At 48.0% G+C, this 23,904-nt stretch carries 23 protein-coding genes and 1 pseudogene; 9 read left to right on the forward strand and 15 right to left on the reverse strand.

All coding sequences use genetic code 11. From position 1 onward, the window contains the following. Positions 1-9: 9 nt before the first annotated feature. The 4 genes from N836_RS53875 to N836_RS75860 all read left to right on the forward strand — a co-directional run bounded on the left by N836_RS53875 (position 10) and on the right by N836_RS75860 (position 3,309). Positions 10-1,158 carry an ABC transporter substrate-binding protein gene (locus N836_RS53875; RefSeq protein ID WP_023073150.1) on the forward strand — a complete coding sequence of 383 codons (1,149 nt, stop codon included), beginning with the start codon at positions 10-12 and terminating at the stop codon, positions 1,156-1,158. A gap of 5 nt (positions 1,159-1,163) precedes the next feature. Continuing rightward, positions 1,164-2,081 carry an ABC transporter permease gene (locus tag N836_RS53880; RefSeq protein ID WP_023073151.1) on the forward strand — a complete coding sequence of 306 codons (918 nt, stop codon included), beginning with the start codon at positions 1,164-1,166 and terminating at the stop codon, positions 2,079-2,081. Beyond that, the gene (locus tag N836_RS53885) at positions 2,078-2,887 is read left to right on the forward strand and encodes an ABC transporter permease (RefSeq protein WP_023073152.1); all 810 of its coding nucleotides are present in this window, start codon (positions 2,078-2,080) and stop codon (positions 2,885-2,887) included. Before N836_RS53880 ends, N836_RS53885 begins: the two co-directional genes overlap by 4 nt. 221 nt (positions 2,888-3,108) lie before the next feature. Next, positions 3,109-3,309 carry a hypothetical protein gene (locus N836_RS75860; protein ID WP_152532143.1) on the forward strand — a complete coding sequence of 67 codons (201 nt, stop codon included), beginning with the start codon at positions 3,109-3,111 and terminating at the stop codon, positions 3,307-3,309. 8 nt (positions 3,310-3,317) lie between these two features. Here the strand turns inward: N836_RS75860 and psb35 are convergent, their stop codons facing one another. From psb35 to petP, 5 genes are all read right to left on the reverse strand, one after another. Then, positions 3,318-3,533, reverse strand: coding sequence for a photosystem II assembly protein Psb35 (gene psb35 / locus N836_RS53890; RefSeq protein ID WP_023073154.1), 216 nt, complete (start codon positions 3,531-3,533; stop codon positions 3,318-3,320). A 68-nt stretch (positions 3,534-3,601) separates the two neighbouring features. Beyond that, the gene (locus N836_RS53895; protein ID WP_023073155.1) at positions 3,602-5,953 is read right to left on the reverse strand and encodes a PBP1A family penicillin-binding protein; all 2,352 of its coding nucleotides are present in this window, start codon (positions 5,951-5,953) and stop codon (positions 3,602-3,604) included. 154 nt (positions 5,954-6,107) lie between these two features. Further along, positions 6,108-7,124 (reverse strand): chlorophyll synthase ChlG, encoded by a 1,017-nt coding sequence (gene chlG, locus N836_RS53900; RefSeq protein WP_023073156.1) that lies wholly within the window; start codon positions 7,122-7,124, stop codon positions 6,108-6,110. Between the two features lie 51 nt (positions 7,125-7,175). Continuing rightward, positions 7,176-8,255 carry a Get3/ArsA fold putative tail anchor-mediating ATPase NosAFP gene (locus N836_RS53905; protein WP_023073157.1) on the reverse strand — a complete coding sequence of 360 codons (1,080 nt, stop codon included), beginning with the start codon at positions 8,253-8,255 and terminating at the stop codon, positions 7,176-7,178. 102 nt (positions 8,256-8,357) lie between these two features. Continuing rightward, complete coding sequence (petP, locus tag N836_RS53910; protein ID WP_023073158.1) at positions 8,358-8,558, reverse strand: cytochrome b6f subunit PetP; 201 nt, start codon at positions 8,556-8,558, stop codon at positions 8,358-8,360. Positions 8,559-8,718: 160 nt separating this feature from the next. Between petP and hisF the strand changes: the two genes are divergently transcribed. Together hisF and N836_RS77565 are read left to right on the forward strand one after the other, a co-directional pair. Then, the gene (gene hisF, locus N836_RS53915) at positions 8,719-9,480 is read left to right on the forward strand and encodes an imidazole glycerol phosphate synthase subunit HisF (RefSeq protein ID WP_031292879.1); all 762 of its coding nucleotides are present in this window, start codon (positions 8,719-8,721) and stop codon (positions 9,478-9,480) included. A gap of 157 nt (positions 9,481-9,637) precedes the next feature. Beyond that, a complete protein-coding gene (locus tag N836_RS77565; protein WP_152532144.1) occupies positions 9,638-9,943 on the forward strand; it encodes a hypothetical protein in 306 nt (101 codons plus the stop codon). 88 nt (positions 9,944-10,031) lie between these two features. On the opposite strand, the gene N836_RS53925 is transcribed toward N836_RS77565, so the two are convergent. Next, the gene (locus N836_RS53925; protein WP_161634973.1) at positions 10,032-10,721 is read right to left on the reverse strand and encodes a peptidoglycan-binding domain-containing protein; all 690 of its coding nucleotides are present in this window, start codon (positions 10,719-10,721) and stop codon (positions 10,032-10,034) included. A 232-nt stretch (positions 10,722-10,953) separates the two neighbouring features. Here N836_RS53925 and N836_RS75870 point away from each other — a divergent pair, with 232 nt between their 5' ends. Further along, a complete protein-coding gene (locus N836_RS75870; RefSeq protein WP_152532145.1) occupies positions 10,954-11,751 on the forward strand; it encodes an ADP-ribosylglycohydrolase family protein in 798 nt (265 codons plus the stop codon). A 478-nt stretch (positions 11,752-12,229) separates the two neighbouring features. Then, entirely contained in the window at positions 12,230-14,746 is a 2,517-nt protein-coding gene (locus N836_RS53935) for an HD family phosphohydrolase (protein ID WP_235071099.1), read from the forward strand. 62 nt (positions 14,747-14,808) lie between these two features. Here the strand turns inward: N836_RS53935 and N836_RS53940 are convergent, their stop codons facing one another. The 3 genes from N836_RS53940 to N836_RS53950 all read right to left on the reverse strand — a co-directional run bounded on the left by N836_RS53940 (position 14,809) and on the right by N836_RS53950 (position 17,534). Further along, positions 14,809-15,711: a metal ABC transporter permease gene (locus N836_RS53940; protein WP_023073164.1), complete on the reverse strand. Its 903-nt coding sequence runs from the start codon at positions 15,709-15,711 to the stop codon at positions 14,809-14,811. Then, the gene (locus N836_RS53945; protein WP_031292881.1) at positions 15,704-16,483 is read right to left on the reverse strand and encodes a metal ABC transporter ATP-binding protein; all 780 of its coding nucleotides are present in this window, start codon (positions 16,481-16,483) and stop codon (positions 15,704-15,706) included. Before N836_RS53945 ends, N836_RS53940 begins: the two co-directional genes overlap by 8 nt. Before the next feature lie 85 nt (positions 16,484-16,568). Then, entirely contained in the window at positions 16,569-17,534 is a 966-nt protein-coding gene (locus N836_RS53950) for a metal ABC transporter substrate-binding protein (protein ID WP_023073166.1), read from the reverse strand. Between the two features lie 127 nt (positions 17,535-17,661). Here N836_RS53950 and N836_RS53955 point away from each other — a divergent pair, with 127 nt between their 5' ends. Beyond that, positions 17,662-18,546 (forward strand): Uma2 family endonuclease, encoded by an 885-nt coding sequence (locus N836_RS53955; protein ID WP_031292882.1) that lies wholly within the window; start codon positions 17,662-17,664, stop codon positions 18,544-18,546. A gap of 16 nt (positions 18,547-18,562) precedes the next feature. Here the strand turns inward: N836_RS53955 and amt are convergent, their stop codons facing one another. From amt to N836_RS53985, 6 genes and pseudogenes are all read right to left on the reverse strand, one after another. Beyond that, positions 18,563-21,214 carry an ammonium transporter gene (gene amt / locus N836_RS53960; protein ID WP_023073168.1) on the reverse strand — a complete coding sequence of 884 codons (2,652 nt, stop codon included), beginning with the start codon at positions 21,212-21,214 and terminating at the stop codon, positions 18,563-18,565. A 187-nt stretch (positions 21,215-21,401) separates the two neighbouring features. Further along, positions 21,402-21,728 carry a low molecular weight protein tyrosine phosphatase family protein gene (locus N836_RS53965; protein WP_023073169.1) on the reverse strand — a complete coding sequence of 109 codons (327 nt, stop codon included), beginning with the start codon at positions 21,726-21,728 and terminating at the stop codon, positions 21,402-21,404. 483 nt (positions 21,729-22,211) lie between these two features. Then, positions 22,212-22,571, reverse strand: a pseudogene (locus N836_RS77570) (type II toxin-antitoxin system PemK/MazF family toxin). Beyond that, positions 22,561-22,890, reverse strand: a complete 330-nt coding sequence (locus tag N836_RS53975) for a hypothetical protein (RefSeq protein ID WP_023073171.1) — start codon at positions 22,888-22,890, stop codon at positions 22,561-22,563. The pseudogene N836_RS77570 and the gene N836_RS53975 overlap by 11 nt, the downstream one beginning before the upstream one ends. A 173-nt stretch (positions 22,891-23,063) precedes the next feature. After that, positions 23,064-23,294 (reverse strand): hypothetical protein, encoded by a 231-nt coding sequence (locus tag N836_RS53980; protein ID WP_152532146.1) that lies wholly within the window; start codon positions 23,292-23,294, stop codon positions 23,064-23,066. A 34-nt stretch (positions 23,295-23,328) separates the two neighbouring features. After that, a partial coding sequence (locus N836_RS53985) for a transposase (RefSeq protein WP_023073173.1) occupies positions 23,329-23,904 on the reverse strand: 576 nt, incomplete at its 5' end.

Genomic DNA, 23,904 nt, shown 5'->3' on the forward strand with positions numbered 1-23,904 from the left:
AGAAAGACTGTGCCCCGCCGACTATCCCGCAATTCATCGTTGTTTTCGCGTACGTCCCGTCGTCGTTTTCTGCAAGGCTCTGCAGCAGCCCTGGCTGGAGTGGGGCTATCCAACTGCCGTCGTACCATTGGTGAGACCACAACGGCACCGGACAATACGTCTCCTAGTGATGATCCCCAAGCATCTGGTACTCTGCACATTTACACGTGGGCTGACTACACAGACGATGAGCTAGCCGCACAGTTTACCGAAGCTACCGGAATAGAGGTCAAAATTGACGTCTATGATTCCAATGAAACCATGTTGGCAAAAATGCAAGCTGGTGGCGGCGATAACTACAGCGTGATCTATCCGTCAGACTATATGGTGACTGAGATGATCGGTCTAGGCATGCTCACCGAGTTAGACAAGGCGCGTCTGGTGGGCATGGACAAGATTCGCGAGAAGTGGAAGAGCCCTGTCTACGATTCTGAGAATACCCACAGCATTCCCTTCAGTTGGGGGACTACTGGGCTGCTCTACAATTCCGAAGTTTTAACAACGCCACCCACAGATTGGGACTACTTATGGGATAACCGGGATGTGCTCTCTCGAAAAATGACTCTGCTGGATGATGTCCGAGAAACAATGGGCGCAGTCCTAAGCTCTCTAGGCTATTCCTACAATGCGACTGATCCTGCTCAGCTGGAGGAAGCCTATCAGAAGCTGTTAGATCTCAAGCCCTCTCTGGCCTCTTTTAAGTCCTTTGGCTGGCAAGATGAGTTGCTCAGTGGTGATTTACTACTGTCCATGGTTTATTCGGTGGAAGGCATCCCGGTCAGTCTCGAAAATCCTAACTTTAAGTATGTAATTCCTGAGAGTGGAGCTTCGGTGTGGACAGACACCATGGTTATTCCGACATCCGCTCCTAATGTGGACGCTGCTTACGAGTGGATCAATTTCAATCTGCAACCTCAGGTTTCCAAGGAAACAGTGGAGCGACTCTTCTTTGCCACACCCAATGGAGAAGCCATGGCTATGCTCCCCCAAGATCTGTTAGATAACAAGAATTTGTTCCCCCCTGAAGATGTCTTGGCTAAGGCTGAAGGCATTGCTCCTGTAGGTGAGGAAGCCAATGCTCTTTATGATGAGTATTGGACTAAGGTTACTAGCGCCTAGGGCAGATGGATAGAGGGATTAAACCAACAGCGGCCTTGCCAAAAGCCATCAGTTTAGCTGCTGTTGGGCAAAGGGTGAGGGCTATTGCTAGGCCATTGGGGCTACTGGGGCCAGCCGGTGTGTGGCTACTGATGCTGGTAGTGCTCCCCACCTTACTAATCGGGGAGTTGAGTTTGGTGCCTGGTCTAAGGCCAGGCCAAGCAATTGAGAGCTATGGCTTGCTCAACTATTTGAGAATTTTAGAGCCGACTTATTTGCAGGTTTTACGGCGCTCGGCTACGTTTGCGACCGGCACAACATTGCTATGTTTAACCCTTGGGTTTCCGGTGGCTTACTGGCTGGCGCTGATGGCCCCAAAACGCTGGCGTAACTTGCTATTGGTGTTGTTTATTCTGCCCCTGTGGACCTCTTCTCTGTTGCGTACCTATGCGTGGATTACCCTACTAAGGCCATCAGGAGTGATTAATTTGGTGTTGAGTACCGTCGGGCTCCCGACCCAGGATTTGATGAATACTCACTGGGCAGTTTACATCGGGATGACTTACAGCTTCTTGCCTTACATGGTGCTGATTCTGTATGCCTCATTGGAGAAGTTAGATTTACAGCTGCTGGAGGCTGCTGCCGATTTGGGAGCTAACCCCCGTATTGCTTTTTGGCGGGTGACGGTGCCTCAGACTTTGCCAGGAATTGCTGCAGGGTGTCTGCTGGTCTTTGTTACTAGTCTGGGGGATTTTGTGGTGCCAACTCTGCTAGGCGGACCCACAAGTATGACTATCTCTCGGCTAATTTATAACCAGTTTTTAGGCGTCGCTCGCAACTGGGGCTTTGGATCTGCGTTGAGTATGGTGCTGATTTTGATGGTGAGTTTAGCGATCGCACTATTGCTTAGATATGGCGATCGCAACCCTGAGATTTACTCATGAAACCTGCTGTTCCCGCGAACCAACAATCTGGCAGACGTCTGCCCTCATGGCAGGCTATTCTGACCCTGGCCATGTACAGCTTCATGTACATCCCGATTATTATCTTGGGGGTGTACAGCTTTAATGAATCTCGGTACGGTGCCATTTGGCGGGGGTTTAGCTTAACCTGGTACCGCAAATTGCTAGGGGATGAACGGCTGTTTTTTGCCCTGGGCGATAGCCTCAAAATTGCTCTGTGTGCGGTGGCTGTGTCTTCAGTGCTTGGTACCCTGATGGCTGTCGGTCTTGCGAAATATCGTTTTCCAGGCAAGTCTCTCTACGTCGGCGTTTCCTATCTGCCTTTGATTATTCCAGACATTGCGATCGCAGTTGCTACTCTGGTGTTTCTGGCTTCGTTGGCTATTCCATTAAGTTTATGGACTGCGATCGCAGCCCACATGGTATTCTGCCTTGCCTATATCGCCGTTGTGGTTTCTAGCCGTCTCAAAGGACTCGACCCAAATTTGGAAGAAGCTGCTTTAGACCTAGGAGCTACCCCTACCCAAGCACTGATTAAAGTCCTGATTCCACAGCTAGCCCCAGCGATTTTGTCCGGTTGTCTGCTGGCATTTGTACTGAGTATGGATGATTTACTCATTTCCAGCTTTACGGCAGGAGGGGCTAATCCCCTACCCATTGAAATTTTTAGCCGTGTTAAAACCGGGATTAAACCTGATATTAATGCCCTGAGTGTCCTGTTAATCTTAGCTTCAGGGCTGATTGCTGCTCTTTCAGAATATTTCCGCTATAAAAGCGAGCGGCTCTAAATACACAATGATGGGTCTCCAGTGACTGCTCCCAAAACTATTGAAACTATTGTCTTGTCAGAAGCAAATCAAATCACCTAAAAAGGTGGCAAAGATCACAAAAATATGACTTGAGAATCACGGTCAAAGTCTTGCCTGGAAAGCATATTAGGGATAGACATAAAAGCTCTCTTCAACGACTTTATGACTCTTATCCTGTAGTTGTCCCTGGAGTAAGTGCCATGCTAAGTAGCAATGCAAAGACTCAATCCCTTGAAAGTCTCATGCAAACAATCTTGACTCGCCGTCGGATTAGTCGAGAAACTCAGCATGTGCTCATGGACTCCCTCCTGGGCAAAACTCAGTTAAATAGACATGAACAAGCCCAGGTACAAGCAATATTTGAGGCCATTACTCAAGGGCGACTGCGGGTCATTGACTAACGTTCTGCCTACTTACTGTCAGTGCTGTCGCCTTCACCATCTTGGCCCTCAACATCTGGAATAAAGTCGGGTCGGGCCGCATCTTCCCAGCCAGGAGGGCGTTTGGAGTTATACCAGGCCAGAGAGCCAATTCCGACTGCCGCCAAGAATCCTACAACGTAGACAAGTTGGAAGTAGTACATAGGAATGCCAGACGCACCTGCTTCCCCGAATAAAAATGCCATAAACAGGTTTATCCTCTGCTAGCGAATGTGTTTAAGTGGGTATACCGTATTTTTAAGTTATTTATAGTTTACTCTGCTGGTGGCGCTGAATCTACTGGCGCAGGGGCGACCGGTGCTGGCGCAGGGGCGACTGGTGCAGGAGCCACCGGAGGAGCCGGGGCCGCAGGCGCAGGTGCTGCTACCGGGGGGGCAGGTTCTACTGGCGCAGGCGCTATTGGGGCCGCAGGCGCAGGCGCGGGCGCTACCGGAGCCGGGGCCGGCGCTGCTGAGGTCGGGGCCGGCGCTGGGGCCGATACCGATCGACCCCCTGATGTCGCAGGGGTTGGACGACTAGTCGGGGCAGGCTCAGTTGCCGCAGTTGGCGCTGGAGTTGGGACTGGATCAGGCGCAACAGGTTCAGACCGTTGGGGCGGTGGAGCTGGCGACTCGGACTGACTGGAAGACCGGCTGCCTGCTTTGTCTGCAACCACTTTCCCAGGTTTGATCGGCTTTGCTTCAATAGATCCCTCACGACCCGACAATCGCGGTAGCTCTGGAAATTTTTCTACTGGGAGATCATCGATAAATTGGGAAACAAACTCCTGCCATGCATGGGCCGCTGTACTGCTGGCACCTCGGGTCGGGCTACTATCGTCATTCCCAAACCAAACCCCGACTACTAACTGAGGAGTAAAGCCAATAAACCAGAGGTCCCGGTTTTTCTCAGAAGTCCCGGTTTTACCAGCTATCTGTCGACCACTGATGTAGGCATTGCTGCCGGTTCCTCCTTCAACAACACTGCGCATCATCCAAGTCATGATGGCCGCTGAGTCCTCGTCAATGGCAGTCTCAGGTTCGTCCAAAAACTCATAGAGAACTTCGCCAGCGCGGTTGGTAATACGCTTAATGCCGTGGCTATCAATATGCTTGCCGTTTGCCGCTAGCGTGCCATAGGCACTGGTCAGTTCTAACAAGTTGACTTCAGAAGAGCCCAGGGCTAGAGAATAGGCGGGCAGTAAATCTGACTTAATGCCCATGCGTTTTGCCAGGTCAATGACTGGCTCAAAGCCAATATCTACCAGCACTTTAACGGCTACGATATTGATGGATGAGGCTAGGGCTTTTCTCAGCTCAACATTGCCACTGAAACGCTCGCCGTAGTTTTTGGGTTCATAGCCGTCAACTACATAGCGGGCATCAACATAGTCCTTGTAGGGGGACATTCCACTTGCGATCGCAGCGCTATAAACAAAGGCTTTAAATGTAGATCCGGGCTGTCGCTGAGCTTGAGTTACCCGATTAAACTGACTTTCTTCAAAATCAGTACCCCCCACCATGGCATGCACCTGGCCTGTCTTAGGATTCAGCGCCACAATTGAACCCTGCTCAAACCGTTGCCAGGTTCCATATTCTTCCAGGACTTCTTCAAGGGTTGTTTCAGCTGCCCGCTGCCATTGGGGTTTGAGGGTGGTTTCCACCACTAACCCACCCGCTTCAATATCCTCTTGAGAAATCAGCTTAGGTAGCTGTTTCTGTACATAGATAGTGAAATACGGAAACTCACTGTACAAAAACTTGGGCTCATTAGGTGTGGTTGCCACCTCACTCCGGTAAGCAGTATTCGCCTGAGCTTGGGAAATCACACCATTGGCTAACATCCGGCTAATGACCTTATCTCGCTGTTGACGAGCCGCCTCTTCATCCACCAGGGGTGAGTAAAAACTGGGCGCTGGAGCCATACCAGCAATGAGTGCAATTTCAGATACCGTCAGCTCTTCCACCGACTTACCAAAGTAAATCCAGGCAGCATCAGCCACACCATAGGCACCTGCCCCCAGGTACACCAGATTTAAATATCGTTCAAGGATCTTTTCTTTACCCAGCTCCTTCTCCAATTTGTAAGCCAACAGGGCTTCTCGAAACTTACGCTGGAAGCTTCGATCTTGATCGAGAAAAATAATTCGAGCCACCTGCTGGGTAATCGTACTAGCACCCTCCACTAACTGACGATTACGCAAATTAGAATTTATGGCCCGAGCAATGCCTTTGTAGTCAATGCCATTGTGCTCATAAAACCGACGATCCTCAGAAGCAATAAATCCTTGAACCAGAGTGTCAGGAATCTTGTCATATTCAAGATATTCCTGAGTTGCCGGTCCAATTTTCTGGAGTACGCTGTTATCGTCTGCCTTGATGGTGATGGTACCTGTACGCGCAAACGTCAGCGCATCAGATACATCAGGTAAGTTGGCATCTGCTTCCTGCCAAAAGCGATAGCCACGGGTAACTGGACCAGCTATCCCCGCTCCTACCAATAGAGTCAGCCAAAATAAAAAGCTTTGATATAAAGGCTTAGGCTGTTTCTGCTTAATGACCCGAGCAGTTGCCACTGCAGCTGGTTTGCGCCGATCGCGTTTGACTCTACCAATCCAATTCGCCACGTTAAAGAAACCCTTACCTAACCCATCGTTTTGGAAATGGTTAACTCGCTAGCACATATTAATTAGCTGTGCGGCAAGCCTTTGCACCTGAAATTACACAAATCTAGGTTGACACATATCTTGATGTATCTGCAAAAGGCTATCAAAAACCGGCCTAACTCAGCAAATAATCAGTATGGCCAAGCGCTAAACCTAAAATCAACATGCCGAGCACCAAAAATGGCTGAGCACTGGCTTGATATTTCACATCGTTTGCCAGTGGATCTCGTAAAAAGTACATGTCTTGAAAGGTGATCTGCGGAATAATCATCAAGATCAGCAGCACCGCATAAAGATTTTTATGAATAGCGATTAGATAGGCGGCCATGCCCGCTTGAAAAATATCGATCATGAGAACACAAATCCAAGCAGCTGTGCCTACTCCAAACATTACGGGCAGCGATTTCAAACCCAAGGCCTTATCGCCTTCTACGCTCTTAAAGTCATTGACTACAGCAATGCCTAACCCAGCCATGCTATATATCAGTGTTAAAACTATGACTGTCGGATTAAGTTGACCAAATAAGGCATGACCGGCCCACCAGGGCAATGCAATATAGCTAGCCCCCAACGCATAGTTACCTAACCATCCGTTTTGCTTGAGCTTGAGCGGTGGCGCAGAGTAGATGTAAGACACTAGCGAACCACCGATGGCCAGGGCTGTCAGGATAGGAAAGTCATGATTGGCCCAGCGATCTAACCCATAAGAAACAGCGATACCACTGAGTAAGAGCACCCAAATTTGTACCTGCACTTGTCCTAGACCAATTGCGCCCGAAGGAATCGGTCGATAGGGCTCATTGATGGCATCAAGCTCGCGATCGTAGTAGTCGTTAATGGTCTGGGTGTAGCCAGTTAGCAAGGGGCCAGCCATCAACATACAAGCTAGGGATGCCAACAGATGGTCAACGCTCCAGACAAAATGCCCCGAGGATGCTGCTCCACAAAGCACTCCCCAAATCAAAGGAATCCAGGTAATCGGCTTCATCAATTGGAGACGGATTTTCCAAATGGACGTTTCACCATCTGAAGCGCCCTTCATACCCAATAGTTGCCGCGCCTTGGAGCCCTCTGATGTGGATGCTGGCTTGTCATCGGAACTGGATGTCACTGAAGCAGGATTGTCAGCCATGGCTTAAATGCTACTAGCGGTAATATTAACGACAATGGTTTAGTAAATAGCCTATCCAAAAGACAGGATGAGGTAGTCAGCTTGAAACTTAGCTCCTGTCACCGGACGCCCCTGAAGACCATCAGGCAGTTTTAGATTACGACGCTGGTCGCCTGCCTCAATGGTGACCTCTGGCCCATATTGAGTTAATTGAATCTGCTTTTTGTCAAAGCTAGGCAAAAACAGACGAACCGTGTTGGTGGATAAATCAATATCTACGGGAGCTGGGACTGAGGGGACAGCTGTATAGTCGGGCAAAGCATCAATCAAGGACGACCAGTTACCCTGGGGCAGAACATGCACGGGTAATGGCTCAAACTCTTGGCTGCCAGCAGCCCGGTTGAGTAAAATGCCAGCGACTGTCATTTCTATCTGTTGGGCGGCCCCCCACAAATAGCGGGCTGTTGCGATCTCGCCCGGTTCTCCACTAGATACCAGATAGGCCCGAACCCGCATGGGATTTTTGACTGCAGCAATACCCTGGGTTACCCAGTTTGTTGTTTCCGCTACTTGGGGTTGATCAAACACATCCCCCGACATGCCGCTACTGAGTACGGCCCCAGCAATGGGCTGCACAAATGGCATCACTGCCTTAGAAAATTGCGATGTCTGAAATACTTGCTTAAACCGACGAAAATACCAGTCGATACCAGCGGGCATCCCCCACATGCGCAGACTGGCCTGATTGCCAGGGCCATCGTGGACGATGACATCATAGTCACCACAGGCATCATATTCCCGCAGGGCATTCAAAGTCAGAGCTTGATCCATGCCCGGTAGCAAACTCAGCTCCTGGCCGTACACTGCCTTAAAGAAAGGGTCGCGCAGGTATTTAGCTTCCAGTTCTTTTAATTGCTGCCAGTTTTGCTCTAGCAGTTGCGTAAACTGCAGCTGCATTGCCCATAAGTTCAGAGCTACTGCAGCCGGAGTTGCTGTCACGTCATGCCCTAGCAGCAGACTAAATGCAGGGCCTGCATCCTCACTGACTAGCAAGACACGCTGACCTTGGGCTGACAGCTTTTTAGCGGTTGCGATCGCGCATGTTGAACGACCGCTGCCCCCTTTACCTAAAAACGTAAGAATTAACGCCATCAGCAAATACTACAGAATTAGCGTGGTTTTACCATCTGTCTCAATATAGGGCACCTGTATTGAGGTGCCCCATACACGTTAACCACTCAAACAAAACCTGGTTTAGTTGGTGAGTTTCAGCTCATCTTCAAAAAACCAGCTTGAAAATTGATCTGAAAATTCAACTACAACGCCAACACCACTGCCGTCCACCATCTTGAACTTTGTCACCGTACCTTCTTGCCCTAGACGCTTGGCAACGTTACCAGACACCCGATCCCTGACCCGTATCACCTTTACCTTCTGTCCGATATCCAATGCCATGCTCCAATCTCCTCCTCTCTGAGTAAAATTGACGGGTATATTAAGAATTAAAACTAACCCTCAGTTTATCAGTGTCTTGCGCTTTGTAAGCTATCCTGAGGAACTGTTGCTGAAGCTATTTCAGCCAAATTTTATAAATGATCAATCTACGGAAGCACCTATGCTGGCTAAGCGAATTTTGCCCTGTCTCGATGTCAAAGCAGGTCGAGTTGTAAAAGGTGTTAACTTCGTAGAACTAAAAGATGCAGGTGACCCCGTTGAGTTGGCACAAGCTTATAATCAGGCTGGAGCTGATGAGCTAGTCTTTTTAGACATCACAGCTACCCACGAAGACCGCAGCATAATTTTTGATGTTGTTCACCGCACTGCTGAGCAGGTTTTTATTCCACTCACCGTAGGAGGTGGCGTTAATTCAGTTGACACCATCAAACAACTTTTACGTGCTGGGGCTGATAAAGTTAGCATCAATTCTGCAGCTGTCCGCAATCCCGATTTTATCCAAGCTGCTAGTCAGCGGTTTGGTAATCAGTGCATTGTCGTTGCCATTGATGCCAAACGTCGACCTGACGCATCAGGATGGGACGTTTTTGTGCGAGGCGGTCGGGAAAATACTGGACTAGATGCCACTACCTGGGCGCAAGACGTCGTCGCCCGAGGGGCTGGAGAATTGCTGGTAACCAGTATGGATGCCGATGGCACCAAGGCTGGTTATGACTTAGAACTAACACGCACTATTGCCGAAGCTGTCAATGTTCCAGTGATCGCCTCTGGGGGAGCTGGAACTTGCGACCATATTCACGAAGCACTTACCGATGGCAAAGCAGAAGCTGCCTTATTGGCTTCACTGTTGCACTACGGTGAGCTGACCGTCGCAGAAATCAAAACCTACTTAGCCAATCAGAAAATTAATATTAGGCCTTGACCCACAACTAAGTTCAGTCAAGTCTTTAAGTCTGGGCGTGTCAGGCAATCCAGTAGAGTGATTGTGAAAAAAAACTGCCAATTAAGGCACTTTTATGATAGCCCTGTTACAATATGTAAAAGATAATCGTGATTCTTTAAGGCCTAATTTTTTATCGATGACGCTTCTAATCATAGCCATCGTTACAGGTTTAGTTTTTTGGGCCCTTCGTCTCATGGATCGGGCCTTAGTCAGTCAGGAATTTTCCCTCATGCTGGCAGGTTTTTTGGTGGCCTCAGCCGCCGCTGCCATGGTGGGTGTTTACTTTCTGATGAGTGATTACATGGTGTACATGAACCAGAGCAGGTTTCTATTTCAAGAGCAATCTACATCTGGATTTGTCATCCTTGATGATCAATTGTCATCGGAGCCATTCTCAAGTCCTGAACCGTCGAATATCAATATTGCTAGCCTACTTAAATAGCTGACATCTCTGGGATTTCCCTGTCTGTGGGCAATCTGCACCGTGCTAATCAGCCTAGCTTTAATGCTTGGTTAAGCCATCACCTATATCAATCAAACAGTGCCAGCCAGGTGGCTGGTCCAACAATGCCATCAACACTTAGTCCAGACTGACTTTGAAATTGTTCCACTGCTTGCTGAGTCTGTTCTCCAAATACCCCATCAACAGGGCCTGTGTAGAGATTTAAGTCAGCAAGACGAGTCTGTAAGCGGCTGACATCTGCTCCAGAGTCATCCAATTTGAGAATGGGTAGATTCCCGGCTGTTGCAGCAATAGCATCGTCAGCGGCTGGCTCACTACTGGAGCTGGAGCTAACGTCGCTGTCTAAGGCAGGGGTGGAATTCGGCTGCTCACTGCTAGAAGACGTTTGTGGTTCCTGGGCCTGCGTCAAAGTGGTCGGTGTCGGTAAGAGTCGCTGCCATGTTAAAGGCCCGACAACGCCATCAGCCATTAACCCGGCATCAGTTTGAAATTGACGTACCGCCTCCAGCGTCATTTGCTCATAGGCACCATCAACTTCACCAGAGTAATACCCCATCAGGGCTAACATGGCCTGCAAACTTTTGACCGCGTCCCCCGTACTACCCAACCCTAACACCTCTTCGGCCTGGGCTATTAGCACCTCTTCGGCCTGGGCTATTAACACCTTTGATGTCGTGTTTAATTGCTCTTTGGGTTCTAAGGATGAATGATCAGGTTTCGCTAGTCCTACTGTCGCCATCCCCCCCGAAACAGCCACTAAAAGGCAAAGATGTGAAATCCTATATGAGCCCCAACGTTTCATGTGAAAAGATCACCATAATTTTTAGCGTCAGCGTAGACCATTTTGGTTTAACACCTAGCCAAAGCTAATCATTAAGATGGCACAGCATGTCTAATGCGTCCAGATAAATTGATATTTGTAGGTATTACGGGTTGATTTCCTAGAAGTGCCATGTCTGGTTTCAGGATCTACTCAGCCATTCTCTATCATGCCAATTCTTTCAACCGCCGATAAATTTCTCGGGAGCCTGCTGGGGGCTTATATTGGGCATTGCTATGTAACTCGGCACCAGAGGCAATGGCCACTTATTAGCGAAAGTCATCTCTACCAGTCTTGGCTATCTAGTATGCAGCCGCCGATTGTACTCGGTCCCCATTCCTCAGAAACAAGTCTGATAGCCGCATTGCCCTGGTTATTACACTGCTGCGACGATCCTACAACTCGGCATCATTGGTTGGCTCAGGCGTTAGCAACAGTGCCTTCTGCAGAGACTAATCCCACTGTCACTGTCATCGATACGCTTTATATTCTGGGGGATTGTTTAGAGTGGTTGCTTCAGTATTCCCCAGATACCCACGAGCCACATTTCTTATTGTGTGAACATCTACGACAGCGATGTATTCATTATCCATCAGCCCTTATGCCCCATCTCAATCTGCTGATTGAGAATTTAGATACAGAGGAATTCGCCACGAATGCTCAGGTCCCATGCCAAGCAAGGACATTGTGGCCAATGACGTTAGCTATCAGACGCTGTCTCAGATATCCGGAAAATCTAGCGTTAGCATTGGTCAATCACTCGACAGATATACCGACGACCACAATCATTGGTTGTCTACTCGGAGCATGGGGGGGGATATCTGCTATACCTGTGCCATGGATAATGGCATTCACCTACGACTCTAGACAAGGTTTACGTCAAATGGCTCAGCAACTATATCGTAGCTGGGCTGGGAGCAACGTCGTTACCGGCGGGGTCGACGAGATATTCCCGCTAGATTTATAAGCTCTCGGCGTTCTCTTAAAGAGAGCTGGCTATAATAGCAGCATGGGTATGCTAAGCATCTTCCAGCACTGTCTGCCAATTAAGGTCGAGGATGAGCAGGGTTGTACGCTAAGGCGAATACGTTGGCCAAAGCTTTTAACACTGTCACATCCAGCTGGGCACTGCATTATTGTTTAAAGTAAATTTTAAGCCTGAGTCTTAGGATTCAGATATGTTCTTTTAGAGTGTTTACAGGTAATTGCCAAAACATGACCTAAAGGAATATGGCAAATCTCCTGGTTAGTTAGCCCTAATAACCTAAAGCGTTGACTTTCGATTGTTTGAGACATCTAGGGTATCTCCAGGGACGATTACATGTCCCCCTTCACCTTTATCAGGTGTCTAGCGGTATTAGGCCAGTCGTTCAATGGTGTTTCACGCCAGTTGAGCTCAATGGCAGCCTTGGTTGTTGAGGCCTTTCATGCAGTCGGTGACATTCATGGTCAAAGCAGTTTGGCAACGTTTGCGTACATCGGTTGGCTGGTGCAAGACTCAGTTGCCGCAAGTTTCTACATCATTACGTCAAAAATCTAATACGTCGATTCGGCAGTCTACTAAGTCGGCCAACCAATCTAAGGGGCTGTATGCCGTTTCCCGTCATACCCCCTTTAATCAGACTCAGATTGCTATTTTATTGACAGTCTTGTTGCTCACGGCAATTCTGGGGCAAAGATTTTATAATCAGCCTGCCCTCAGTGCAGGTACAGTAGCAGCTGATACCTTCATTGCTCCCTATAATGCTACGCTCCCGGACCTGGTCACGACTGCGGAAAATCGCCAGGCAGCTCGGAGCGGGTCACTCATCGTTCTACAAATTGATCAAGAAAGGACCAACGCCATCCTGGAAGAGGCCAAGAGCATCTTAAGTCAGGGCAGCATTTTACGTCAGCAGGCGGGTAATATCCCTTATCTACCACCTGCTCAGTTATCTAGCAGAACTCAGCGATATCTACGTCAAGCGCCAGCTCAAGATTGGGAAGACCTGTGGGCATTAGCGCAAATGCCCACGCTGACTAGTACCGTGTTGCAACAGGGGACCAATGGTTCGCTACAGATACGTCTGAATAGCTTGGGTGCCAACCAGCGTATTGCTTTAAATGAATTATTACGTTTACGGGAGCGAACGCCATCAATTTCAATGGCAACTGTTCGTAGTCAAATTGATGGCAACCGCCAAAAGTATGCCGATGCCAAACCTGAACTACAGCAGCTGATTACCCGCGATGGAGTACAGCCGCTGGACTACCGCCTGTTCGATTTGAGTGATAACGATTGGAAAGCAATTCAAGCTGCTAGTCGTTTGGTGCTAGATCGAATGTTGGCTCAGGGGATTCATGAAGGGATGCCTGCTAGCTTATGGCAGCAGGCAATAGATAGCCAACTCCAGGAAACCTTAAAGCTCGATGTTCCACCTGGTATTAATCGCGATGAATTCAGCGATCAAGAAACCATAGCTAAAGATATTACTGCCAAACTGCTCAGTTCTGTTTTGCGGCCTAATTTAATTGAAGATCAAGAACAAACTCGGTTGCGTGCTGAGCAGGCGGAAAATGAAGTGAAAACGGTTACGGTATCCGTTGAGCAGGGTGATGCCATCGTCAGAAAAGGAGAGACCATTACCCAAGGTGACTTTGTTTTGCTCGATCATTTTAATTTGACCCAGCGTCGGTTGAATTGGTTCGGTTTTACTGGCTTTGGGGCGTTGGTCAGTATGGGTGTTGGCGCATTGTTATGGATTGATCACTGGCAAAAAGGTAGTCTACGACAGCGTGATCATATATTGGTACTTTGTTTGATTGTCAGCGTAGCAGGCCTGATGGCTCTAAAGATTCCTGGTCTAGGACTCCCGGCGGTGGGTCTATTGTTGGGTAGTTTTTATGGCTATATTTTGGCGACAGTCACAATTGCCTTATTGGTGGTCTTGCTGCCAGTCGGTGGTTCGGTTTCTGTCTTGCCACTGTTTGCAGCGGCCTGTGCTGCTTTGGTCGGAGCTTGGATTGCACCGCGCTTGCGATCGCGAGAAGAATTTGCCCTGTTAGGCGGTGTAGTCGGTCTCACCCAAGGCGTGATTCACCTGGTGCTCACCCTGATGTTTAATAGTGTATCCGCTACAGTTTGGTACACCATTATCCGTGACTCGGCTCTATTTGGTGTTTACGGCATCGCCTGGAGTATCGTTGCGTTAGGGGTGAGCCCCTATCTGGAGTCCGTCTTTGATTTAGTTACCCCCATCCGTCTGGCAGAGCTATCAAACCCTAACCGTCCCCTCTTAAAACGGTTAGCCGCTGATGCCCCCGGCACCTTTCAACACACGATGTTTGTAGCTAATTTGGCCGAAGCTGCGGCCCGTACTCTGGGGCATAATGTTGAACTTGTTCGGGCTGGCACCTTATATCACGACATTGGCAAGATGCATGATCCGCTAGGGTTTATTGAAAACCAAATGGGAGGGCCGAATAAACATGACTTGATCAACGATCCATGGGTTAGTTCCGATATCATCAAAAAGCATGTCACTGAGGGGGTAGTCATGGCCCGTAAGCACAGATTGCCTAAGGCAATCCAGGCCTTTATCCCAGAGCATCAGGGAGCAATGTTGATTAGCTATTTCTATTATCAAGCCCAGGAAATTGCTAAACAAAATCCGGAAATGAAAGTTCTCGAAGAAGACTTTCGCTACGATGGCCCGATTCCCCAATCCCCAGAAACCGGCATTGTGATGTTGGCTGACTCCTGTGAAGCTGCGTTGCGATCGCTCCATAAGGAAGCCTGCGCTGAAGAAGCCTACGCCATGGTCAATAAGATTTTACGCGCCCGTTGGAAAGACAAGCAACTGGTTGATTCTAGCCTCACACGTAAGGATATGGATGTCATCGCCAATGTCTTTGTGCAAGTGTGGCAGCAGTTCAACCACAAGCGTATTGCCTACCCGAAGGGGGCGTTGGCGGCAAAATAAGAGGATAACCTTGAAGTTTGCGGCTCGAATAACATAAACAATTTTTTTGCCAGGTTTAGAGCTTAAAACTCAGGTTCTACCTGGATTTTGCGCTTTAGCTTTTGCCCAAGGATGCCGTATTTAGGCGCAAAAATCATAGTGAGTGCAAACAGTACGGTCATGAGCACAACGATGCTGCCACCAGTGGACACATCCAGGTGATAGCTCAGATAGGTGCCCATAACACAGGAAATAACGCTGGTAGCAACGGCAATAGCCAGCATATGATCAAATCGATCGGTGAGTAAATAAGCAGTTGCTCCTGGTGTCACTAGCATGGCCACCACTAGCACGATACCTGCTGTTTGCAGGGCAGCCACAATGGTCAATGCCAACACTGATAGCAGCGTGTAGTACATCATCTGCGTATTCAGACCAATGGCTTTTGCATGATTAGGATCAAAACAAAACAGCAGTAAATCCTTACGACGCAACAGAATAATGGCTAATGTAGCGATACCTGCGATCAAGGTTTGAATAATATCTGACTGTGAAATCCCCAATACATTGCCAAACAGAATATGAAACAGGTCTATATTGCTGGGAATCTTGGTGGCTAGCACTAAGCCAAATGCAAAGAAGCCTGTAAAGATCACCCCAATGATGGCGTCTTCTTTGAGCCGAGTTTGCGATTTCACATAGCCAATAATCACGGTGGCCCCAAAGCCAAAGACAAAGGCTCCCAATGCAAAGGGTAATCCCATGGCATAGGCTACAACCACACCGGGGACGACCGCATGGGATACGGCATCGCCCATGAGAGACCACCCTTTTAAGGTGATATAGCAGGACAGTACTGCACAGACGATGCCCACAAATGCGCTCACCCAAATGGCCTTCACCATAAAACCGACCTGGAGTGGCTCAATTATCCATTGCCAAAGAGGGCTAAAAATGCTCCCATTGGTGGCCAATAAACTATTCATAGCGCGGCTGTGTAGAGAGATTTGCTGTTGATAAACTGCTTAATGGCAAACCGCCGAAGGTCAGGGATAGATTGTCTTCGGTGAAGGTTTCAGCCGTGGTGCCTTCAGCTAGAACGGTGCGGTTGAGGAGGATGGTGTGATCGCAAAACGTAGAAATTGATGCCAAATCATGGGTAGACACCAAAATCGTGTGCTCTTCCTCCCGCAACTGCAGCAATAGGTTCACAATCCGTTTTTCCGTCTTCACATCTACCCCAGTAAATGGCTCATCTAGCAAAATCACCCGGCTATTTTGCGCCATGGCCCTTGCCAAAAAGGCTCGTTTTTTCTGGCCTCCTGACAGTTCACCAATTTGTCGATGACGAAAATTCGTCATCCCAACCCGTTCCAAACTTTCCGCCACCTGACGACGATCCTCCCGCCCAGGAATACGCAGCATATTCATGTAGCCGTAACGACCCATCATCACCACATCTGCAACACTGACTGGGAAATTCCAGTCCACATCATCGGCTTGGGGCACATAAGCTATCAGCTGGCGCTTTTGCGCCATTTTTACCGAAAGACCATCAATATGGACCCGTCCCTGGTTAGGGTTGAGAAACCCCATGATGGTTTTGAACAACGTGGATTTACCGCCACCATTGGGACCAACCAACCCTGTAATCGTGCCAGGTTGGATGTAACAACTAGCATTATTCAAAGCCAGCTGGGCATTGCTGTACATAACGCTGATGTTCTCGACGGTGATGCCAAAAGTATCTGATCTCATCTTGGGGTATGGGTTAGAAGGACGGAGATTGAGAGGACAGAAATAGCGAAACAACGCAGGGTGAGCATTGCTCACCCTGCAAAAACTATGGTGATAACAGCCCCTCGCTAATCACCTGAACGTCGTATTCCAAAAGATCCAAAAACGTAGGAACAGGACCATCTGCTGTAGATAACGAGTCGACATATAAATTGCCGCCAAACTTAGCTCCGGTAGCACGAGCAACCTCTCGTTGGCCTTCATCACTAACGGTGCTTTCACAAAAAACTGTGGCAATATCGTTGGCTTGAACTTTTTCGATGACCCCCTGAATCTGTTTGGGAGTAGACTGCTGCTCAGCATTGATGGGCCAGAGATAGACCTCTTCAAGCTCGTAATCACGCGCTAGGTAAGAAAACGCGCCTTCACAACTCACCAGATAGCGCTGATCGATAGGCACCTGAGCTAGATTGGCCTGTAGCTCGTCGTCAATTGCTTGCAGCTGCTCGCTATAGGCAGCGGCATTGGCGTTGTAGATAGCTTCGTTGTCAGGATCGAGCTCTACAAACGCCTGACGAATATTTTCTACATAGACCAGCGCATTTTGAGGTGACATCCAGGCATGGGGGTTCGGCTTCTCTGTATAGGGGCCTTCCGAAATAGCAATCGGTTCAATCCCTTCCGTCAAAATCACTGACGGTACATCTTGCACATTGCCCAAAAACTGCTCAAACCATCGCTCTAGGTTCATGCCGTTGTAGAGAATGAGATCAGCATCCTGAGCTTTGACTAAATCGCTGGGGGTCGGCTCGTAACCATGAATTTCAGCACCAATCCGAGTAATAGATTCTACTTGCAGCTCGTCCCCCGCAACATTCTGGGCCATATCTGCCAGGATCGTAAACGTTGTCAGTACAACCTTTGAATCATCTAAAGCGTCAGCGGTTGAATCCTCCAGGGTGGTTGTGTTTTGTCCACAGCTAACCACGCCTAACGAGATCGCAATACTTGATGCCCAGAAAACTTTAGATGATAAAGACTTGAATGGTGTTGACCACTGTTTACTGCTCATGCCCCTTGTTGGTGGGTAAAGCCCACCCTCCTATTTCATAATTGTTTCACTTTTCATAATCATCTCATAATTTTATGGCAATGTGGGGATGGGCCGCTTAAAATTTGGTTAGAACTTTTGTCGCCCTATGTCTGGTCTAGAGCTCAGGTTTCAACCAGGAAATACTCTTCCACAAGTCGATCCGCCTCGTTCGCCTCGTGAGACGCTGCCAACGATGTACGACTTGCCGAGCGAATATCCAGAGGAGCCTGGTTTGCCTGACGAATTTCACGATCTGCAGCCCCAGTTGCTGAGCCGCACACTATATTTGTCGAACTACAGCCGTGAGAATTGGTTTAGTGCATCCGATTTAAATCTGTATTACGACGTTAATCATGCCCTGTGGCACAAGCGGCCAGATTGGTTTTTGGTAGTAGGCGTACCGCGACTGTATGAAGGTAAGACCCTTCGCCGCAGCTATGTTACTTGGCAAGAGGGAGCCTCACCTTATGTAGTAGTTGAGTTTGTGTCCCCAGGCACAGAACCAGACGATCTGGGCCGCTTTTATCAGCCAAAGACATCACTATTAGCAAAGGCAAAACCTAAGGCTCTGGACGCTGCTGACGAGCAATCACCACCTGGCAAATTAGAGATGTACGAGCGTTATTTGCGAGTGCCTCATTACATTGTCTATAGTCGCCACAGTCAAAAACTAAGATATTTCCGTCTGCAAGGTGGTGTCTATGAGGAATGTTCGTTGCGGTCGGGAAATTGTGCTATCTGGCTAGCGGATTTAGAAATTGGTTTGGGAGTTTGGCAAGGTGAGTTTGAGAATATCCCTGGGCATTGGCTCCGGTGGTGCAATCAGGATGGTACCTGGCTTCTGACAGATACCGAACAAGAGCGTCAAGCCAAGGAACAGTCTCAGAGTCAGCTGCTTCAGGCCGCTCAAAATCTGCTAGCTACCGGCATGTCTTTGGCGCAAGTGACTGAGCTATTGGCGCTATCTGATGAACAAGTGCAGCAACTTTGAGATGCCTTAATATGTTTTAGCCGTGTGTGGAACGATTCAGCTGTGCAATGGTTTTGGAGTGCGATCGCAACGCAAGCGTCTTAGGTAAAACAATCTGAAATTTACTACCCTGGCCTAGGACTGAATGGCAGTGCAGCTCACCACCATGCTGCTCCACAACGATTTGATGACTGATCGCTAAACCCATGCCTGTGCCTTCACCCACAGGTTTGGTCGTAAAGAAGGGATCAAAAATCTGCTGCTGTAAGGCTCTGGGAATGCCTTCACCATTATCAGCAATAGTGATCACGACACTTTGTGGCTGATCCTCAGTCGTAATCGTAATGATGCCTGTCTCGTGGGTTTCCAAAGCATCAATCGCATTATTCACTAGGTTCAAAAAAACCTGGTTCATCGCCCCTGCATAGCATTCAATCTTAGACACAGGACCATAATGCGTATTCACCACAATTTTGGGACGTCTGGCCGTCATGTTTAAACGATGGGCCAGCATCATCAGAGTTGTATCTAATCCCCCATGGATATTGATGGTTTTCACATCTGATTCGCCAAAGCGAGCAAAGTTCTTTAGAGACTGAACAATCTCTCGAATACGTTCTGTGCCGGTTGTAATCGACCCAATTAATTTTGGAAAATCTTTTCTGATATAGGGGATGTCTGCGTTTTCCACATCCTTTTGTAGCTCAGGTGGTAGTTCCACTGCTTGCGCCTGATAGTGGCTAATTACAAGCAATAAATCTTCCACATACGTCATTGCATGCTCAAGGTTGCCATAAATAAAACCTACGGGATTATTGATTTCATGGGCGATACCGGCCACTAACTGTCCTAAGCCCGCCATTTTCTCACTTTGCAATAGCTGAGCCTGCGCTTGCTTTAAGTCATAAAGTGCTCTTTCCAGCTGCTTTGCAGTTCTACGCGCTTCCAACTCAGATGTCATCAGAGCCGCTTCTGATTCCTGGCGCTCGGTGATATCCCTAACCATGATGGTCAAAAAGTTGGTAGCCCTTAACTGAGAATCAGTGACTAAAACCTCAATGGGAAATCGTCGGCCCTCGTTGTGTATACCAACCGCCATATAGGCTTCCCCTGTACGGCAACCCTGTTGCAAAAACTGTTGCAAGGATTGAAAAGCGGCATCTTGTGACTGAACCAAGTCTGTCTCGATTAAGGTGGTTAGAGGATGCCCAATCGCCTGTAACCATTGACAACCAAAGATTTTTTCAACAGCCGGATTTGTACTTTGCAGGATCAAGGTGTCAGGATCAACCGTCAAAATACCGTCCGCTGCCGTCATGATAATCGCATTCGTTCTGGCCGTAGACTGTTCTAGCGCATGCACTACCTGGTTATACCAACGGCTAATTTGACCAATTTCTGTCAACGCACTGGCAGTTACTCGTCGTTGTAAATTGCCAGTTTTCGCATGGGTTTGCATCGTTTCAAACAAATTCTGAAACTCATTACGGGCACCATGCTCTGAAACATTTAAGCCTATATACTCCTGCTTATGAGATACCCGCAGCGACACGTACCGATTAAGCTGCCATAAGATCAATAACGTCACCGTAAACGACCAGAGGCCACAGGCCAAGACGCCTGACACTTGAGCCGCAAATTGTCCCCAACGGTCCAGCCCCGTTTCTAATCGTTCTAAATCACTAAATAAAGCAACTGCCAGAGTGCCCCAGATTCCTGGACCAAGATGTACAGGAATGACCCCTACAGCATCGTCAATGCGTAATTTGTCTAGCAGGGCATCAACCCCTAGCATTACCAGACCCCCGATGCCCCCAATTAGCACTGCACTGCTCGAAGATACAGCATGACAGCTAGCCGTAATTGACACCAATCCAGCCAGAGAGCCATTCATCACGGCCTTAAACGGCAAATGGTTTTTCTGCACCATGAGGGACCATGTCAAAGGGGCAGTCAGTCCGGCAGCCCCTGCGAGCAAGGTATTCACCAAAATTTTGGGCACCTGATCATTGAAGGCGAGTGCACTGCCGCCATTGAAGCCAAACCAGCCAAACCACATTAGTAGTGCACCTAAAAAGGCTAGGGGCAAATCTGAACTCGGTGCTTGCTGATCAAAGTTCTGTCGAGAAAAGCGTCCAAGCCGGGGGCCAATCACCAAAACAGCAGCTAAGGCGACCCACCCACCCAAGCTATGAACAATTGTAGAACCGGCAAAATCAATAAACCCCTTGTGGGTTAACCAACCAATTGTTTCAGCTTTATCTAAACCCCCCCAAACCCAGTGACCAAATATTGGATAGACAAAACCGGATATCAGAACGGCACTAAATAGATATCCCTTAAAGGTCATACGCTCGGCCACTGCTCCTGACACAATGGTGACAGCAGTGCTGCAAAACATTGCCTGAAACAGAAAGAAAATGATTGGCCAACTATCAGTCTGGTTAAAATCGGGCAAAAAATTACTAACCCCCAACCAGCCATGCAGGGATGTCCCAAACATCAATCCGTAGCCGAATGCCCAAAACATCAGGATGGACAGTCCAACATCCGCAATATTTTTAATGGCAACATTGATGTTGTTTTTCCGTCGAGTCGAGCCAGCTTCCACACACAAAAAGCCCGCTTGCATCAGAAACACCAGGCTAGCGCTCACAATGACCCAAAGCGCATCCAATGACAGCGACATGTTGATGAAGAGCTAGGTATACACTTACACAATTCTCCAGAGCATCCTGTTAGTCCGGAGAGCAGATTGGCTTTTAGTACTCATGGCGGAATTTCATTGATCCAATGGGAGATACTAACTGGCTACGGACAAGCCTCTGGAGAGAGTTATTCAGCTACTGGTACTGTCCGATGAGCAAGTGCAAAAGCTATGAGAGACCGAGATAGGCCCCCACGGAATATTGCAATAGTTCCACTAGTTCTGGCTCCATAAATTGATACTTATCTGGAATATCCAGCACGTGGATAGATTTGTGGCTCAGCAAATGAGTGAATTTATCTTTGAGCCGATCTTTGTGCTTTTGCTCCATAGCAAAAATGGTATCTGCCCATTGAATATCTTTAGCAGAAACTGTTTTACGTGCTTTAGGGCTAGTGCCTGCCGAGCGCACAGAAATAGCTGGGTGTTTTGACCAGACTTTTTCGGCAGTAGGACTACGCCATTGGTTACGACTACAGATGAATAAGATATTCATGCTATCTCAGTAAGTCGGCTAGTTTGGGTGTATCAAAATCTGTATGGGTAATGTCCTTGCACTTTGCTTGATCTCTGGCCATGACCGATAGCCAATCTGGTGATATATCCTCGCGAAGGTTCTGCCCCCGATAATTCGTGTGTGAGTTTAAGTGCATGGCCGTCATTGGTGTGCCGAGGTCAACTGCTACGGTATCTGACCTATGCCCACCATCTACACAAGCAGCAAAACCGTAAAGCAGAGTAAGTTAATCGATTCGTAACGTAGTTAAGGCTTTCCGAAAACTACAGTTGGTTTGTGATGTACATAACTGCTAGAGATTTCTCCACCTTTATATCTTCAAAGGCTGTATCGCTCAATAACTGGTGGACATTAGCTAGCTGATTATTAGGGAACATCAAAAAGCTTCAACAGAGCTTCCTTGGTGCCCAGCCGGAGGCTAGACATCTACCAGGAGTCTCTAGCTCCAGTAGAAAATAAAATTTAAAGCAACATCTTTCCCAGACCTTTAGCAATAGGCTCATAATCCGCGTCACGCAAACTGCCCAAATACTTAGTTATACGCCGAGTATCCACAGCTCGAATTTGATCCAACAAAACCACTGAATCTTGCTTTAGATTTCCTGTACCCGCTAATAACACAGGATAAATACTTGGATTCACTTCAACCCACTAACCTATTTGAGTCGTCATCGGTGCAACGACTGCCAGCAAATAACGTGTCTCGCCTGGAGGTATCCCAATAATCAAAGCTGGGCGGATTCCCTGCTGCTCATGCATTGAAGGGTTCTGGATTGGAAAGGCCACCAGAACGATATCGCCTTTGCGTAAATTACGCTTCATCTTCAGTCACAATCATCATGCCTTGTCCTGGCACATATTGAACTGGCAAGCCTTCAGGTATGCCTTCTGACCCCCAATCATATGCTGGCATCGGCTCAGTTAGCTCTGCATCTAACCATTGCTGAGAAGCTATATCTAGTTCTTGGGAAATGCTCTGCTCTTGCATTTCTTGTGCGGAGAGTTCAGTTGTAGGCACTGTATCAGCTACAGCCTGAACCACCAAAACGATCTCTAGACTTTTATTCTGTAGGTCGATGGGAATGTCAAGATGTAGAATTCCATCCTCACCCACATAAGATTTAAGGGTCAGCGTTTGCATACCATTCCCAGCAACAAGACAAAATCAGCACTCTTCCATAGTAACCAGTCACTACAGAATTAGGCCTTAAGCCCATTGCACTAGCTAAGCATAATGTCTATCAAATGATTATCAGCTGCTCGGATCAGGTAACACATTTAGCAAAAGATTGACCCGCACCACACTAACGCTGCCTAAAACACCTCTTTAGAAGTAGTCCTAACATCTTCAATGGTTTCAACTCCACGAGAGCTGAGCAGCTCATCTATAGATGAATTAGTAGCAAAATAATCATAACCATCATTAAAAAACACCGTTGCCACGGGAACCGGCTGTGCTCCCGTAGGACCAATCCCCGTCATATATTCCGCAATCACAATGATATCTGGCCCTGCCCCATCACTATTTACATCTTCAAATGCCACCGCGTCCACATCCCCTTAAAGGGTGACAACGTAGCTATAAAGTCTGTTCCATAAGGGATAGAGCGAGAAATCCACGTTGAAAATAGAGCCGTTTATGAGGCTTGAGTGCAATTAATCTGAAGGCCCATTCAGACCATATTTCCATGGCAACTATCCACCGATGTCCATACAGACCCAAACTAAAATCACTTTGATGGGGAATCTTAGTTGAGTAGTTTTTGATACATCCAGCATACTCATCTATCCGTAATTCTTGCATCCGTTGACCGTGCATCGTGGCAAGACTATAGGCCAGCACAATCAACACCACCAAGGCTAGAAAACGTCGGTCGTTCACCTTGGTATCTTCCAGGTGATAACCTCCGGTTTTGCAATCTTTGAAAAATTGTTCAATCCCCCACCGACATCGGTAAACCGCTAAAGTTTGTTTGAGAGTTGGGAGATTTGTCAGGATATACCAGGGGGCTTTCGGTCCCGTCTTGCGGTACTTACGTTTCCAATAAACAGCCAGATTAAAGGGACCTAATCCATCTCCTTTGTTCCCTCTAATGCCAACATAAAATTTAGACATCCCAGGCTTAAATCCTTGGTCTTTGAGAACTTGGTATTC

Source organism: Leptolyngbya sp. Heron Island J, from assembly GCF_000482245.1.
GTDB lineage: Bacteria > Cyanobacteriota > Cyanobacteriia > Phormidesmidales > Phormidesmidaceae > Leptothoe.

Bases quoted from the DNA above. Each gene is read 5' to 3' on its own strand.
- N836_RS53880 (WP_023073151.1), top strand. From the start codon at position 1,164: ATGGATAGAGGGATTAAACCAACAGCGGCCTTGCCAAAAGCCATCAGT.
- N836_RS53885 (WP_023073152.1), top strand. From the start codon at position 2,078: ATGAAACCTGCTGTTCCCGCGAACCAACAATCTGGCAGACGTCTGCCC.
- N836_RS75860 (WP_152532143.1), top strand. From the start codon at position 3,109: ATGCTAAGTAGCAATGCAAAGACTCAATCCCTTGAAAGTCTCATGCAA.
- psb35 (WP_023073154.1), bottom strand. From the start codon at position 3,533: ATGGCATTTTTATTCGGGGAAGCAGGTGCGTCTGGCATTCCTATGTAC.
- chlG (WP_023073156.1), bottom strand. From the start codon at position 7,124: ATGGCTGACAATCCTGCTTCAGTGACATCCAGTTCCGATGACAAGCCA.
- N836_RS53905 (WP_023073157.1), bottom strand. From the start codon at position 8,255: ATGGCGTTAATTCTTACGTTTTTAGGTAAAGGGGGCAGCGGTCGTTCA.
- petP (WP_023073158.1), bottom strand. From the start codon at position 8,558: ATGGCATTGGATATCGGACAGAAGGTAAAGGTGATACGGGTCAGGGAT.
- hisF (WP_031292879.1), top strand. From the start codon at position 8,719: ATGCTGGCTAAGCGAATTTTGCCCTGTCTCGATGTCAAAGCAGGTCGA.
- N836_RS77565 (WP_152532144.1), top strand. From the start codon at position 9,638: ATGACGCTTCTAATCATAGCCATCGTTACAGGTTTAGTTTTTTGGGCC.
- N836_RS75870 (WP_152532145.1), top strand. From the start codon at position 10,954: ATGCCAATTCTTTCAACCGCCGATAAATTTCTCGGGAGCCTGCTGGGG.
- N836_RS53935 (WP_235071099.1), top strand. From the start codon at position 12,230: ATGGTCAAAGCAGTTTGGCAACGTTTGCGTACATCGGTTGGCTGGTGC.
- N836_RS53940 (WP_023073164.1), bottom strand. From the start codon at position 15,711: ATGAATAGTTTATTGGCCACCAATGGGAGCATTTTTAGCCCTCTTTGG.
- N836_RS53945 (WP_031292881.1), bottom strand. From the start codon at position 16,483: ATGAGATCAGATACTTTTGGCATCACCGTCGAGAACATCAGCGTTATG.
- N836_RS53950 (WP_023073166.1), bottom strand. From the start codon at position 17,534: ATGAGCAGTAAACAGTGGTCAACACCATTCAAGTCTTTATCATCTAAA.
- N836_RS53955 (WP_031292882.1), top strand. From the start codon at position 17,662: ATGTCTGGTCTAGAGCTCAGGTTTCAACCAGGAAATACTCTTCCACAA.
- amt (WP_023073168.1), bottom strand. From the start codon at position 21,214: ATGTCGCTGTCATTGGATGCGCTTTGGGTCATTGTGAGCGCTAGCCTG.
- N836_RS53965 (WP_023073169.1), bottom strand. From the start codon at position 21,728: ATGAATATCTTATTCATCTGTAGTCGTAACCAATGGCGTAGTCCTACT.
- N836_RS53975 (WP_023073171.1), bottom strand. From the start codon at position 22,890: ATGCAAACGCTGACCCTTAAATCTTATGTGGGTGAGGATGGAATTCTA.